The 13,850-nt window shown below is 66.2% G+C and carries 13 protein-coding genes; 6 read left to right on the top strand and 7 right to left on the bottom strand.

Going from position 1 to position 13,850, the window contains the following annotated elements; all coding sequences use genetic code 11:
* Positions 1-3 precede the first annotated feature (3 nt).
* Together HZA32_01000 and HZA32_00995 are read left to right on the top strand one after the other, a co-directional pair.
* Positions 4-384, top strand: coding sequence for a GxxExxY protein (locus HZA32_01000; GenBank protein ID MBI5422631.1), 381 nt, complete (start codon positions 4-6; stop codon positions 382-384).
* Positions 385-442: 58 nt separating this feature from the next.
* Positions 443-2,392: a phospho-sugar mutase gene (locus tag HZA32_00995; GenBank protein MBI5422630.1), complete on the top strand. Its 1,950-nt coding sequence runs from the start codon at positions 443-445 to the stop codon at positions 2,390-2,392.
* A gap of 81 nt (positions 2,393-2,473) precedes the next feature.
* Here HZA32_00995 and HZA32_00990 read toward each other — a convergent pair whose 3' ends face one another.
* Positions 2,474-2,614 (bottom strand): hypothetical protein, encoded by a 141-nt coding sequence (locus HZA32_00990; protein MBI5422629.1) that lies wholly within the window; start codon positions 2,612-2,614, stop codon positions 2,474-2,476.
* 171 nt (positions 2,615-2,785) lie between these two features.
* Here HZA32_00990 and HZA32_00985 point away from each other — a divergent pair, with 171 nt between their 5' ends.
* On the top strand, positions 2,786-4,510 hold the full coding sequence (locus HZA32_00985; GenBank protein MBI5422628.1) for a cation:proton antiporter: 1,725 nt from the start codon (positions 2,786-2,788) through the stop codon (positions 4,508-4,510).
* A 104-nt stretch (positions 4,511-4,614) separates the two neighbouring features.
* On the opposite strand, the gene HZA32_00980 is transcribed toward HZA32_00985, so the two are convergent.
* From HZA32_00980 to HZA32_00955, 6 genes are all read right to left on the bottom strand, one after another.
* Complete coding sequence (locus HZA32_00980; GenBank protein MBI5422627.1) at positions 4,615-4,767, bottom strand: hypothetical protein; 153 nt, start codon at positions 4,765-4,767, stop codon at positions 4,615-4,617.
* Positions 4,768-4,883: 116 nt separating this feature from the next.
* Positions 4,884-5,099, bottom strand: a complete 216-nt coding sequence (locus HZA32_00975; protein MBI5422626.1) for a hypothetical protein — start codon at positions 5,097-5,099, stop codon at positions 4,884-4,886.
* A gap of 298 nt (positions 5,100-5,397) precedes the next feature.
* On the bottom strand, positions 5,398-6,753 hold the full coding sequence (locus HZA32_00970) for a pyruvate dehydrogenase complex dihydrolipoamide acetyltransferase (protein MBI5422625.1): 1,356 nt from the start codon (positions 6,751-6,753) through the stop codon (positions 5,398-5,400).
* A gap of 120 nt (positions 6,754-6,873) precedes the next feature.
* On the bottom strand, positions 6,874-7,851 hold the full coding sequence (locus HZA32_00965; protein ID MBI5422624.1) for an alpha-ketoacid dehydrogenase subunit beta: 978 nt from the start codon (positions 7,849-7,851) through the stop codon (positions 6,874-6,876).
* 47 nt (positions 7,852-7,898) lie between these two features.
* Positions 7,899-8,996, bottom strand: coding sequence for a pyruvate dehydrogenase (acetyl-transferring) E1 component subunit alpha (gene pdhA, locus HZA32_00960; GenBank protein ID MBI5422623.1), 1,098 nt, complete (start codon positions 8,994-8,996; stop codon positions 7,899-7,901).
* Between the two features lie 161 nt (positions 8,997-9,157).
* Entirely contained in the window at positions 9,158-9,664 is a 507-nt protein-coding gene (locus HZA32_00955) for an NUDIX hydrolase (protein ID MBI5422622.1), read from the bottom strand.
* A gap of 166 nt (positions 9,665-9,830) precedes the next feature.
* Between HZA32_00955 and pilM the strand changes: the two genes are divergently transcribed.
* From pilM to HZA32_00940, 3 genes are read left to right on the top strand one after another with little or no spacing between them, the layout of a single operon-like run.
* The gene (pilM, locus tag HZA32_00950; GenBank protein ID MBI5422621.1) at positions 9,831-11,381 is read left to right on the top strand and encodes a pilus assembly protein PilM; all 1,551 of its coding nucleotides are present in this window, start codon (positions 9,831-9,833) and stop codon (positions 11,379-11,381) included.
* 3 nt (positions 11,382-11,384) lie between these two features.
* A complete protein-coding gene (locus HZA32_00945; GenBank protein MBI5422620.1) occupies positions 11,385-12,329 on the top strand; it encodes a hypothetical protein in 945 nt (314 codons plus the stop codon).
* The gene (locus HZA32_00940; protein ID MBI5422619.1) at positions 12,326-13,252 is read left to right on the top strand and encodes a hypothetical protein; all 927 of its coding nucleotides are present in this window, start codon (positions 12,326-12,328) and stop codon (positions 13,250-13,252) included. The genes HZA32_00945 and HZA32_00940 overlap by 4 nt, the downstream gene beginning before the upstream one ends.
* The last annotated feature ends 598 nt before the right edge of the window (positions 13,253-13,850 follow it).

Genomic DNA, 13,850 nt, shown 5'->3' with positions numbered 1-13,850 from the left:
ACCATGAACTCGATTAACGAACTTACGGAGAGGATAATTGGCGCGGCAATCGAAGTGCATCGCGAGAAAGGACCCGGGCTGCTGGAATCGACTTACGAGAGCTGCCTGGCTCGGGAACTCTCGCTGCGCGGCTTGGCTTGCACGCGACAGGTTTCGGTGCCGCTGACCTACAAGGGCGAGGTGATCGACGTGGCATTTCGCGCTGATATTATCGTAGAGAACGCGGTGCTGGTGGAATTGAAGGCCGTTCAGGCGGTTTTGCCGGTGCATCGGGCGCAGGTGCTTTCCTACATCCGCGAAACGGGTCACGCGATTGGCCTGCTTATCAACTTTCACGTCCCGCGCCTTGTCGATGGCATCACTCGCTTGGCAAACGACCGCTGATTTCCCTCTGTGTCCTCCGTGACCTCTGTGTTTAACTGAGTCCTTTTCTCCCATGTCCATTCCGCTCCCGTCCAAAGTCCAAGCCGCCGCGCAGGCGGGCCAACTCCTCCCGAGCACCGTCGAAAATCTCACCGCCTGGTGGCAGGGCGGTCTGCCCGCTTGGGCGCAGCAGAGCATGGCCGAGCTGATCGAGCGCGAGCAGTGGCCCGAGCTGAACGACCGCTTCTACCGCTACCTCGAGTTCGGCACCGGCGGCATGCGCGGTCGCACGATCGGCGCGGTCGGCGCCAAGGCTGAGACCGGCACGCTCTCCGCCGCCGGTTCGCCCGAGCACGCGGGCGTCGGCGCGAACATGCTCAACGACTTCACGCTCGTGCGCGCCGTCGTCGGCCTGCACCGCTACGTCGCCAAATACCTTGCGTCGCAGAAGAGCGCCGCGAAGCCGCGCATCGTGATCGCGCACGACGTCCGCCATTTCTCGCGCCACTTCTGCGAGCTGGCCGCGTCGACTTGGACGCGCCTCGGTGGCGAGGCCTTCATTTTCGACGGCCCGCGCTCCACGCCGCAGCTGAGTTTCTCGGTGCGCTGGCTGAAGACGCATTGCGGCGTCGTGATCACCGCGAGCCACAATCCGCCCCACGACAACGGCTTCAAGGCCTACTTCGACGACGGCGCGCAGGTCATCGCGCCGCACGACAAGGGCATCGTCACCGAGGTCAACGCCGTGCCGCTCTCCGCAGTGGGCGAGTTTCTCACCGCCGACATTTCCAAGGTCACGACGCTCGGCCGCGACGCCGATAACGCCTACCTCAACGTCGCCGCGCAGGCGGCGATCGATCACGATATCGTGCGCCAGGCCAACCTTCGCGTCGTCTACACGAACATCCACGGCGTCGGCGGCGTCTCCACGATGCCGTTGCTCACTTCGGCCGGCGTGCACGTGACGCAAGTGCCGGAGCAGGCCGCGTTCGATTCGCGTTTTCCGACGGTGAAGTCGCCGAATCCGGAAAACGCCGAGGCGCTCGCCATGGCGGTCGCGCTCGCGGAGAAGGGCGGCCACGACGCTGTGCTCGCCACCGATCCCGACAGCGACCGCATGGGCGTCGCGGTGCGCAATCGCGCCGGCAAGCTCGAGCTGCTTTCGGGCAACCAAGTCGGCGCGCTGCTGGCCGATTACCGCGTCACCAAATACAAGGAGCTCGGCTGGATTCCCCAGGAAGGCACGCAGAACGCGTGTCTCGTGAAAACCTTCGTCACGACGCCGCTGCAGGACGCCGTCGGCAAGGCGCATGGTGTGAAAGTCATCAACACGCTCACCGGCTTCAAGTGGATCGCCGGCAAGATGCGCGGCTATGAGCAGAAGCTCACGGCCGCGATGGGCGCGGGCTTCAACTACGACGCGACGCCCTTCCGCGAGCGCGCGAAGCTGCTCCAGCAGCACAGCACGTTCTACCTGTTCGGCACCGAGGAAAGCTACGGCTACCTGCCGAATGATTTCCTGCGCGACAAGGACGGCAACGCGGCCTGCCTGATGTTCGCCGAACTGTGCGCGTGGGTGAAGTCGCGCGGGCTGACCGTGCCGGAGTATCTCGATGAGATTTATCTGCGCTGCGGTTTCTACCTCGAGGGCGTGATCAACATCTACTACGAGGGCGCGAGCGGCGCGGCGAAGATCAAGCGCATCCTCGATACCTATCGCGCGAGCCCGCCGAAGAACTTCGGCAGCGTCGGCGTGACGCGCTTCCAGGATTTCGGCCGCGAGAAATTCTTCGATGCCGACGGCGAACAGATTCCGGCGCAGGACCTCTACCTCGTGACGCTGGCGAACGGCTACTCGTTCGCCGCGCGTGGCAGCGGCACCGAGCCGAAGATCAAGTTCTACCTCTTTGGCACCGAGCCCGTGCAAGGCGCGGCCGATCTACCGGCGGCGAAAGTTAAGGCCCGGAGCACACTCGATACGTTGCGCGCCGCCATCGAGGCCGACGCGCGGCAGCGAGCCGAGGGCTGAGGTCGCCTTTGTTCGACGACAATTCCGGAAGCGGCGCGGCGGATCATCCGTCGCGCCGGCGGACTGCGAGCGCCGGCGGCGCTACAGCAGACCGATCACGAGACCGACCAAGCCGACCAAGAGGGCGAAACCGAAGGCGAGGCTGGTGAGGGCGGTTTTGAGCCGCTCGACGTTCTCGGCCTCGACCCAGGCGTTCTCGTGCGCTGCGAGCTTGTGGAACATACCACGCCTGAAATCGGCACTCCGGCGCCGAACTTGAACCGGCGTCGCACGACGGGGAGTGCGGCCGGCGGAGAATCTCGCGCGCGGGCGGCACGGTGGGACCGGAAGGTTCGGGGAATTCGCGAAGGTTTGCTGTTGTCACGTTCGCGTGAGGGTTTGAGGTGAGCGCAGATGCACGAGATCACGCTCATCACGACCATCGCGTTCGGCCTGACCGCGGCGCTTTTCTGCGGTCTGCTGGCCAAGCGCGTGGGCGTGTCGCCGATCGTGGGCTATCTCGTCGCGGGCATGATCGTGGGCCCGCACACGCCCGGCTTCTCGGGGGATATCGGGCTGGCGATGCAGTTGGCGGAGATCGGCGTGATCCTGCTGATGTTCGGGGTTGGCCAGCACTTCCACATCGGCGATCTGCTCGCGGTGCGGGCGATCGCAATTCCCGGCGCGTTGGGACAAAGCGCGGCGGCGACTTTGTGCGGCGCGCTCGTGGCGGTTTGGGCAGGATGGACGTGGAATGCCGGCATCGTGCTCGGCATCGCGATTTCGGTGGCCAGCACGGTGGTGTTGCTGCGCGTGCTGATGGATGCCGGCGCCGTGGAGACCACCGAGGGACGTGTGGCGGTCGGCTGGCTGGTGGTGGAGGACATCATCACCGTCATCATCCTCGTGCTGCTCCCGGCGCTCGCGTTGCCCGCGGGCGAGGTGGTCGATGCGAAGGCGATCGTTGTCAGCGGGGCGATCGCGATCGGCAAACTCATCGGGCTCGGTGCCATCATGGCGGTCGTGGGCGTGCGGGTGGTGCCATGGCTGTTGTTGCGCGTGGCGAACCTGCGCTCGCGGGAGCTGTTCACTTTGACGGTGCTGGTGATCGCGATGGCGGTGGCGACGGCGGGCTATCTGGCTTTTGGCGCGTCGATGGCGCTCGGCGCGTTTTTGGCGGGCATGGTGGTGGCGCAATCGAAGCTCAGCCATCAGGCGGCGGCCGACGCGTTGCCGATGCGCGATGCCTTCGCGGTGCTGTTCTTCGTGTCGGTCGGCATGCTCTTCGATTGGCATGCGATCCTGAACGCGCCGTGGCTGATCGCCGGCACGCTCGCAATCATCCTGATCGTGAAGCCGCTCGTGGCGCTCCTGATCGTGTTGCTCGGGAGAAATTCGCTGCGCACCGGCCTCGTCGTGGCTGGCGGTCTTTCTCAGATCGGCGAGTTCTCGTTCATCGTCGCGGAGGCGGCCAAGAAGCTGGGGATTCTGCCCGGCGAGGGTTATCACGCGATCGTCGCGGCGGCGATTGTCTCGATCAGCATCAATCCGTGGCTGTTCACGCAATTCCTGCGCGTCGAGGGCTGGGTGAATCGCTGGCCCGCTCTGCGAGATTGGCTGGCCCGGCGCGCAGCGGCGAAAGGGACGTCGGTCAACATGAAGCATCTCAAACGCGTGCACGATGCAGCCGAGGTGGTCATTGTCGGCTATGGCCCGGTCGGTCGCTCAATCGAACACCGTGTCGACGAGATCGGCCTCTCGCACATCGTGATCGAGATGAGCGTGGACACCGTGCTCACGTTGCAAGGGCAGGGCAAACGCGCCCTCTACGGCGACGCGTCCAACAGCGAGATTTTGGATGCCGCAGGGATCAGGCAGGCAACCTATCTCGTGGTCACGCTGCCGGACGCCGCGGTGGCGTTCTCGATCCTCAACGCGGCGCGCGCCCTCAACCCGAACATCAAGACTCTCGTCCGGGCGCGCTACCTGAGCGACCGCGAATTGCTGGAGCCGGTGAATCCCGACGCGGTGTGCTACGACGAGGCCGAGGCCGCGACGGCGCTTTCCGTTCTGCTGCGCGCGCATGCGCGGGCCGACGGTCTGCGACCGGCAAAGAAATCCGCGCCGACCGAGGGCTGAGGCGCGGCGTGCGTTCGGCCGACGCGCACCGATCCGCTGCACGCGCAACGTAGGGGCTCGCTCCCGTCGGGTGCGTCACGCGCCAGAGGGAAATCCGGCGCGGCTCAGTGACTCGTCAGAGCGTGGATCGCGAGTGCGATGCCCGCCCCGATCGCGCCGACGAGCAGCAACGTGGCCAGGATCATGCGCACGCGTTCGCGACGGTCGCTTGCCAGCCACTCATTGGTCGATCGCTTGCTTTTCTTCCACGGCCACATCGAGGCAGGAGAAAAACGGAGACATTGGCGCGGTCAAGTGAGGCGACTCCACCGCGAATGGTTTTATGCCCGGAATCACTGGCCCGTTCTGCGGTGGGCCGGCAGCGACTTACTGCTCAGTGCGCGACAATAGCGTAGACCGCGAAGCCGATACCGCCGGCCAAGGCCGCAACCAGGGTGAGGGTCGCCAGCACGAGCTTGGTGCGTTCGCGACGATCGGACTCGATCCAGGCGTTGTCGGGTTTGCGGCGGAAAGGCGGCAACATGTGGGCGAACGAAAAGGGAACATCGCTCGGCGGAAAAGCTTTTGCGGCAGCGAGGGCAATTTTCACGTTAAGTTTGCCAACGGTTGCGACACTTCAGGCCCGGTTTCGTCGCTGCGTCGTCGCGACTTCGAATCTCGGCTTGGCGCGCGATTGATGCGTGTGGGCGCGCGTCGCCGCGGTTCACGACCTTCCCGAGACGCCTCGTTGCCGCTAGGCCCTTTTCTCGGACTGCTCCCGCGCGGTGCGCGTTTGCTGGTGTGACACTCTTGTGCGCCTGCGGCCGCATTTGGCCTGACAAGCAGGGAAGAAAAAGGCGCGCCGGTTGGGCGCGCCTTGAGAGGCTGGACGATTCGCGCGGTGCGGATCAGACGAGCAGCAGCGCGGGCTTCTCGAGCAGGTCCTTGATCGCGGCGAGGAACTGCGCGCCGAGCGCGCCGTCCACGACGCGGTGGTCGCACGACAGCGTGAGCGTCATCGTCTGGCCGACGACGATCGCGCCGTTCTTCACGACCGGCTTGGTGACGGTCGTGCCGACGGCGAGGATCGCGGAGTTCGGCGGGTTGATGATCGCGGAGAACTTCGTGACGCCCATCATGCCGAGGTTCGACACGCAGAACGTGCCGCCGGTGAACTCGTCGGGCTTGAGCTTCTTTTCCTTGGCGCGTTTGCCGAGCGGCTTGGCTTCGGCGCTGATGGCGAAGACGGACTTCGTGTGCGCGTCGCGGATGACCGGCGTGATGAGGCCGTCCTCGATCGCGACGGCGAACGAGACGTGTGCGGCGCCGAAGTATTGGATGCCGGTGCCGGTCCAGGAGGCGTTGACGGCCGGAACGCGGCGGAGCGCCTCGGCGCTGGCCTTGAGGACGAAGTCGTTGACGGAGAGCTTCACGCCTTCGGTGGCGAGGCCTTCGTTGAGCTGCGCGCGGACGGCGAGCAGCGGCTCGGCGTCGACTTCGATCTCGAGGTAGAAGTGCGGGATCGTGGTCTTGGCCTCGAGCAGGCGCTTCGCGATCGTCGCGCGCATGTTCGTTGCGGTCACAGTGCGGTCTTCCTGCACCGGGCCGGTGCGCGACGGCGTGCCGCCGGTGAAGGCGACGCCGGGCTTAGCGGCAGCGGGAGCGGCCGAGGCGGCGGGCTTGGCTTGGAGCAGCGCGGGATTCGCGACGGCGGCGAGGACGTCGGCCTTCACGATGCGGCCGTGCGGACCGGTGCCGGCGAGGCTGGTGACGTTGAGGTTGTTCTGTGCGGCGATCTTCTTCGCGAGCGGGGAGATTTTCTGGCGAGCGGATGTAGCCGGGCTCGTTGAGCCCGGGCCGGGGTCAACGACCCCGGCTACAGGAGCGGGCGCGGCGATCGGCGTTGGAGCGGGCGGCGGAGCCACCGGCGCGGGAGCCGGGGCCGGGGCGGCGGGAGCCGGAGCGGCGGCCGGAGCGGGCGCGGCGGCTTTCGCCGCGGCGCCGGCGGGGGCGTCGACCTTCTCACCGGGCTGGCCGACGGCACAGAGCGGAGCGCCGACGGCGATTTGGGAGCCGGCGGGAGCGAAGATCTTGACGAGCGTGCCGTCAAAGAACGACTCGAGCTCCATCGTCGCCTTGTCGGTTTCGACTTCGGCGAGCATGTCGCCGGACTTCACGGCGTCGCCTTCCTTCTTGAGCCACTTGACGAGCGTGCCCACCGACATGGTGTCGGAGAGCTTCGGCATATCGATGATGTTGGCCATGGGGAATCAGTAGTGAGTAGCGAGTAGCGGGTAGTGAGTAGGAGGAGAAGCGGACGAGTGCGGGGGAGTTTTCGGAGCGTGATGCTCACTACTCGCTACCCGCTACTCGCTACTTCATTTTCATTTTAGCGCTTCCAGCGCCGCGGTGTAGATGCGGTCGACGTTCGGGAGCTGGAGCTTTTCCAGCGGCGGGCTGTAGATCGCGGGCGAGTCGATCGAGGTGACGCGCTTGATCGGGGCGTCGAGATCGTCGAAGGCCTTTTCCGCGATGATGCAGGCGAGCATGGCGCCGACGGAGCAGAAGGGTTTCGATTCTTCGACGATGAGCACGCGGTTGGTTTTGCGGACGGAGTTGAGCACGGTCTCCTCGTCGAGCGGGCGGATCGAGCGGAGGTCAACGACCTCGGCGTTGATGTTGTGCTTTTCCTTGAGGAGATCGGCGGCTTTGAGGGCCATCTGGATCGGGCGGCCGTGGCCGACGATCGTGAGGTCGGTGCCGGCGCGCTTCACATCGGCCTTGCCGAGCGGGATGAGATATTCGCCGTCCGGGACTTCGCAGGACTCGCCGTAGAGCATGGTGTTTTCCATGAACAGCACGGGGTCGTTGTCGCGGATGGCGGACTTCATGAGGCCCTTGGCGTCGTAGGCGTTGGACGGGACGACGACCTTGATGCCGGGGTGGTAGGCGGCGATGCCCTCGGGTGTGTGCGAGTGCGTCGCGCCGACGTTCGTGCCGCCGTTGGCGGGGCCGCGGAGGACGATCGGGCAGTTGATGAGGCCACCGGACATGTAGCGGATGTTGGCGGCGTTGTTGAAGATCTGGTCGAAGGCGACCGAGTAGAAGCTGAAGAACATCAGCTCCATGATCGGGCGCATGCCGAGCATGGCGGCGCCGACGCCCATGCCGATGAAACCGGCTTCGGAGATCGGCGTGTCGATGATGCGCTTCGGGCCGTATTTGGCCAACATGCCTTCGGAGACTTTGTAGGCGCCGTTGAACTGGCCGACTTCCTCGCCCATGAGCACGACGTTTTCGTCGCGCTCGATTTCCTCGCTCATGGCGTGGCGGAGGGCTTCGCGGTAGGTGATGACGGGCATTGTAGAGTGAAAGTGAGGGTGAAAAGTGAGAGGGGAGGCGCGGCGGCTCAGTCGAAGAACAGGCTGCCGACGGATTTGCGGTCGGCGGGATTGTCGGCCTCCCAATAGACGTGCTTCTTGATGTCTTCGACGGTCGGGAAGGGGCTCTGCTCGGCGAATTGCGCGGAGGTCTCGGCCTCGGCGCGCGCGGCTTCGTCGATCTGGCGGATGAGCACGTCGTTGAGAACGCCTTCGGCCACGAGCGTGCGTTCGTAGGTCATGAGCGGGTCCTTGGTCGCCTTGTATTCCTCGATTTCCTTCTTCTCGCGGTAAGTGGTGTCCGGGTCGGCGACAGAGTGGCCGCGGTAACGATAGGTGCGGATCTCGAGCACGCTCGGCTTCGACTCGTCGTGCGCGAGCTTCAGGAGGCGAGCGAACTTGTCGCGGATCTCGAGGACGTCGTGGCCGTTCTCCGAGATTTCCCAATTCATGCCGTAAGCTTCGGCGCGCTGCGCGAGCGACGGACCGGCGGAGGAACGCGCCTGGCTCGTGCCCATCGAGTAACCGTTGTTCTCGACGACGAAGATCACCGGGAGATTCCAGAGAGCGGCGAGGTTGTAGGCTTCGTGGACCGCGCCTTGGTTGACCGCGCCGTCGCCCATGAACGCCATCGCGGCGCCCTTGCGGCCCTTGTATTTCAGCGCGAAGGCGAGGCCGGCGCCGAGCGGGATCTGGCCGCCGACGATGCCGTGGCCGCCCCAGAAATTGCGCGACGGATCGAAGTAGTGCATCGAGCCGCCTTTGCCCTGCGAGCAACCGGTGACCTTGCCGTAGTTCTCGGCCATGCACTCGTTCATGCCCATGCCGACGGCCAGCGCGTGGCCGTGGTCGCGGTAGGCGGTGATGATATGGTCGTCCTTCGCCATCACCGACGCGCAGCCGACGGCGATCGACTCCTGGCCGATGTAGAGGTGGAGGAAGCCGCCGATCTTGCCCTGCTGGTAGGAGCGCAGGCAGCGCTCCTCGAAGCGGCGGATGCGAACCATGTCGCGGTAGAACTTGAGTAACTCGTCCTGACCGAGCTTCGCGTTTACCGGAGCTTGGCGGGAGTTGTAGGCGGGTGCGCCCTCATCGGGCTTCTTGGGTGTGGTGGCTTTCTTGCTCACAATTAGTTCGAGTTTGAAATGATTTTTGGACGCCAAGGTCCTAAGTTGGGGAAGCGCGCAGAAACACAAGCGAAACTTCGGGCGCGGGAGCTTATTACGCGTCCGACTCTAAACCTTTTCGCGCCACGGTCGCGCGGCGACGGCGACTGCCGACTGTGTGCTTACGGGCTGCCAGTAATCTGCTCCACCGTGATCGCGATCGGTGACACCGAGCAGTCCGCGCGCAACGACACGAAAGTGTGGCGATACTGGTCGTAGATCGGCCACAGCGCCTTCGCATCCGTCTCCGGAATCTCGAGCGACTTGATCTGCTCGCGCGTCCAGAAGGCGAATTTTCCTTCCGTGATGTCCGGCGGCAGCGACTCGAGCGGCAGCTTGCAGTTGAACAAAAACATCAGCCAGTGGTTGTGCCCTTGGTAGGCTTTCTCCGCGATCATGGCGAAGAGGTGCAGGTCGCTGTCGCGCACCTTCAGGCCGACCTCCTCCTCGATCTCTCGCACCGCACACTGGAACGGCGACTCGCCGGTCGCCATCTCCAGTTTGCCGCCGATCGGTGACCACACGCCGAGATTCGGTTGCTTGGCGCGGAGCATGAGCAGCAGTTCTCCCGCGCGGTTCTCGAGGAACACGAGCACGCTGATCTTGTAGGGCAGGGCGGTGGCACTCATCTGGCCGAGCCTCTCCGCCCGCGCGCCGGGCGCGCAACCAGATTGTCACCTTGCCACGCACTCTAGCCTTGCCGCTCCGAAACGCTGCGGAACACTCGACAAGAACCCGATGCGCCCCTCGCGCGTAGCAGTCCTCGATTGTGGCGCCAGCCACGTTGCCGCTGGCGTGTTTTCGCGCAGCGGCGGAAGGCTTCGTCTCGAACAATTTGCTTGGAAGTCCTTCTCGATCGCATCCGGTCACGAGGAGGAATGGCATGACGCTCTCCTCGGCGCGCTCGGCACCGTGGCGATCCAATTGCGCTACCGCGGTCCGGTGACCGTCGTGCTGCCGGGACATCTCGTCCTGACCAAATTCATCAAGACACCGCGCGTCGACGCGGCGAAGCGCGAGAAGGTCATCCGTTTCGAGGCGCAGCAGAACATCCCCTACGCGATGTCCGACGTCGCGTGGGATCACGTGGTCACGGGCGAGTCGGACCTCGATCTCGATGTGATGCTCTGCGCGGCGAAGCTCGAAGCGGTGGACGCCCTGTGCGCCGCGGTCGAGTCGGCCGGACTCCAGCCGCGCGTGCTCGTGCCGGGCGTGCTGGCCTTGCGCGTTGCGCTCGAGGCGCGTGCGGCTTCCGAGCCGACCCTTTTCGCCAATCTCGGAGCGCGCTCCACGACGCTGTTGCTCGTGGAGAACCGTCGCGTCCACGCGCGCACCCTCGCCATGGGCGGACAACACGTCACGCAGCAGCTCGTCGAAATTCAGGACTGCGACTGGGCCGACGCCGAGGAATGGAAGATCTCCGGCCGCAATGCCGCCGTCGTTGCGCCGGCCGTCGAGTCGTTCGCCACGCGCCTCGGCCAGGAAATCACGCGCTCGGCCGTGCACTTCAAACGCCAGTCCGGCGCCGCCAGCCCCACGCGCATCGTGCTCACCGGCGGCGCCGCCCGCGCGGTCGGCCTGCCGGAGTTGCTCGGCGCCCGGGTCAACGTCCCGGTGGAAATCTTCGACCCCCTCGCCGCCGTGGAAATCCAGCGCGCGGCCGCCGACGCCGGCGTCGCCGATGTCGCGCTGCAGCTCGCCGATTTGGTGGGGGCCGCGCAGCAGCAGCTCGCGGGCGACGCGAGGACGGTCAACTTGCTCCCGCCGCGCCTGCGCACCCGCGAGGACACGCGGCGCCGCCAACCGTGGTTCGCGGTCGCGGCCGTGCTCGTGGCGGCCGCGTTCGTGGCGCCCTTGCTTTACTACCGCGAATGGGAAGCGGCGTTGCGCCAGAAGATCGTCGCCGTCGACGCCGAGATCGCTCCGCTGCGCGCGCGCGAAGCCCGCAACCGCGCCAACTTCGAGCAACTCGCCGCGCTCCAGGAACAGGTGAAGGCGCTCCAGGGCATCGCCGCGCGGCGCGCGAATTGGCAACAGCTGTTCGCCGATCTGCAGGACCGTTTCGTGAAGGTCGAGGACGTCTGGCTCGAACGCGTGCAGCTCGCATCCGGTCCCGCCGACGCGAACGCGCCGCTGCGCATAGCCGTCTCGGGCCGCATGCTCGACCGCACCAACCCGCTCGCGAATGTCAGCCCCGACATCTACCGGCGCGTCACCGAGCTCCTCACGAGCGTCGTCGACTCGCCCTACGTTTCCGCCGTCGAGAACGAGCGTTTCGACAACCGCCAGCCCGGCATCCTGCACTTCGACGTCGTGCTCGTCGCCGAGCCGGCGCGCCCGCTCTGAGCCATGGACACGCTGAAGAAACACCCGCTCTTCGCCGCGATTCTCCTCGCGAGCGTGATCGCGTGTCTGGCGCAAGGCTGGTTCATCTATTCGACCCGCGAACGGGCCAAACGCTTCGCCATCCAACTCGAGGCCAAGCGTCAGGAGTGCGATTGGCTCGCGCGGCAGAAGCCGGCCCTGAGCGAGGAAAACGCCCGCGCGATCGAATCCGATCTCGCGGACGCGACCAAGCGCGTCGGCGAACTGCGCGCCGCGCTCACCGGCAAGGCCTGGCTGCCGACGCCGCCCGCGCGTCCGATCGATGCCTATTTCACCCTCGCGACGTTCACCGAAAAAATGCGCGCGCTCGCGGTGACGCAGCAGGTCGCCTTGCGCGCCGAGGAGCGCTTCGGTTTCTCGACCTACGCCAACGAAGGACCTGAGTCCGACTTGCTGGCGCCGGTGCACCGCCAGCGCGTCGTGATGCAGCATCTGCTCGAAACGCTTTTCGAAGCGCGGCCGACCACGCTCGTCGCCGCGGTGCGCGAACGGCCGTTGACTGAAACCCAACGCGCGGCCCGCCGCGCTGCGGCGGCGAACGCGAACGGTTCCGAGACGCCGTCCGGCAGCGCGCGCAGTGCGGGACAGCTCGCAGACTTCTTCGAGCCCGACGCGCGGTTGCGTCTGCATGCTCCCGGTCTCGTCGAGGGCGAGTTGTATCGCGTGGAGTTCACCGGTCAGACGCAGGCGTTGCGCGCGTTCCTGAACTCGTTGGCCGCTTCACCGCTGCCGCTGTTCGTCCGCGCCGTCGAGGTCGAGCCTTCCGCCGAGATTTCCGCGATCGCGGTCGCCGCGGCCACTGCGCCGTCCTCCGCTCCGGTGCCGCTCGTGACGCAGAATTTTTCAAAGTTTGCCGTGGTGGTGGAATGTGTTGATGTCCTCCCGGCCCCCTCCGCACCGTCGTCATGACCTTGCCCCGCTTCGTCTCGCTCGAAAAAACGCTCGCGTTGCTGGCGCTCGCCGGCGCCCTCGCATCGGCGGCGTGGTGGTGGCAACAGCAGCCGACGCTGCGCCGCCTGCGCGCCGAGCGCGTGAGCGCCGCTCTGGTCGATGCGCCGTATGCGACCGCCGCCTTGCCGGCGCTGGACGCGGCGCCCGGCGCGTGGCGCAAACCGACCGTGCAGTCGTCCGGTGGCGGCTGGATCTACGAGCTCTTCACGCCGCCGGTGATCTATTACCACGCGACCGCGCGGGCGTTCACGGTGACGCCGCCAACCTATCTCGCGGAGAAAAATAATCTGCCGTTCGGCCTCGAGTTGCTCGCGGTGAAGCGCGAGCCGTTCCGCCTGCAATTGGTGGGCTACGTCGGTGCGCCGGGCGATATCGTCGCGGCGTTCGTGAGCCAGCAGACACCGGAAACGCTACTCGCGCGCGCCGGCAGCCGCTTCGAGCAGCTGGGGCTCGCGTTGCGTTCGTTCGAGGTGCGCAAGGTGAACCTCGCCCCCGGCGCCGAGCAGCCCGTCTACGATGTCGCGGGCGTCGCCACGTTGCGCGATGAGCGGACGGGCGCGGACATCACGCTCGACACGCGCGGGCCGAAGCTCACCGACACGCCGCTCGCCGTGCTCCGCGTCATTGCCGACACGAAAGCGAAGCCCCGCACGCTGCACGTCGGCGACACGTTCCAGCAGGACGACGCGACCTTCCGCGTCGAACACATCCAACTCGATCCGCCCGAGGTCGTCGTCGCCAAGCAGACCGCCGGTCTGCCTTATCCCGAGACGCGCGTGCTGAAGCCCGAAGCCGCCACGAAGACGGCAAATCCCGCCGCGACCGCGCAGCGTTTCAATGGCGCCGCCAAGCCCGGTGTCGCCGATGCCGCCCGCCCCTGACTTTCGCATGCCCCGCCGTTTCCTCGCCCTGTTTGCCGTCGTCGCCCTCCTGGCCAGCGGCGTCCTCATCGCCCGCCAATCCGACACGAAGCCCGACGCCTCGGAGGCCAAAATCCGCCTCCTCTCCGAAGCCCTCCGCGCTCGCGACAGCGGCAATATCTCCGAAGCCCGCGCGAAGCTCGAGGAGCTGGCGAAGCTCACGCCCGGTGATGCCACCGTCACCCGCTTGCTCGCCACGCTCGGCCAGGCCCCGGAAACGAAAGTCGTGGTGAGCGGCGGCGTCGTGACGCCGCCGAGTGAGGCCGAGCAACTCGCCGCCGAAGAGGAAAACAAACTCAACCAAGCGCTCGCCGCCGCGCGCGAGAATGTCCGCGCCGCCCGCGGGCTCGCCGCCGAGCAGCAGTTCAGCGCTGCCCTCGACAAGCTCGCGCAGACGCGCCGCTCCCTCGCCGAAAATCCCGCCACGCAGGCCACGCTCACCGAGATCGACGTGGCGGGCGCGGAGATCACCCGCGCGCGCGACGAACATCTCGCCGCCGTCGCCGCGGCCGCCGCCAAGAACTCGGCAGCAGCCGCGAAAGCAGCCCCCAAAAGCGAG

The organism is Opitutia bacterium (assembly GCA_016217545.1).
In the GTDB taxonomy this organism is placed as follows: Bacteria; Verrucomicrobiota; Verrucomicrobiia; order Opitutales; family Opitutaceae; genus Didemnitutus.
This window is presented reverse-complemented; position numbering and strand designations above follow the sequence as displayed.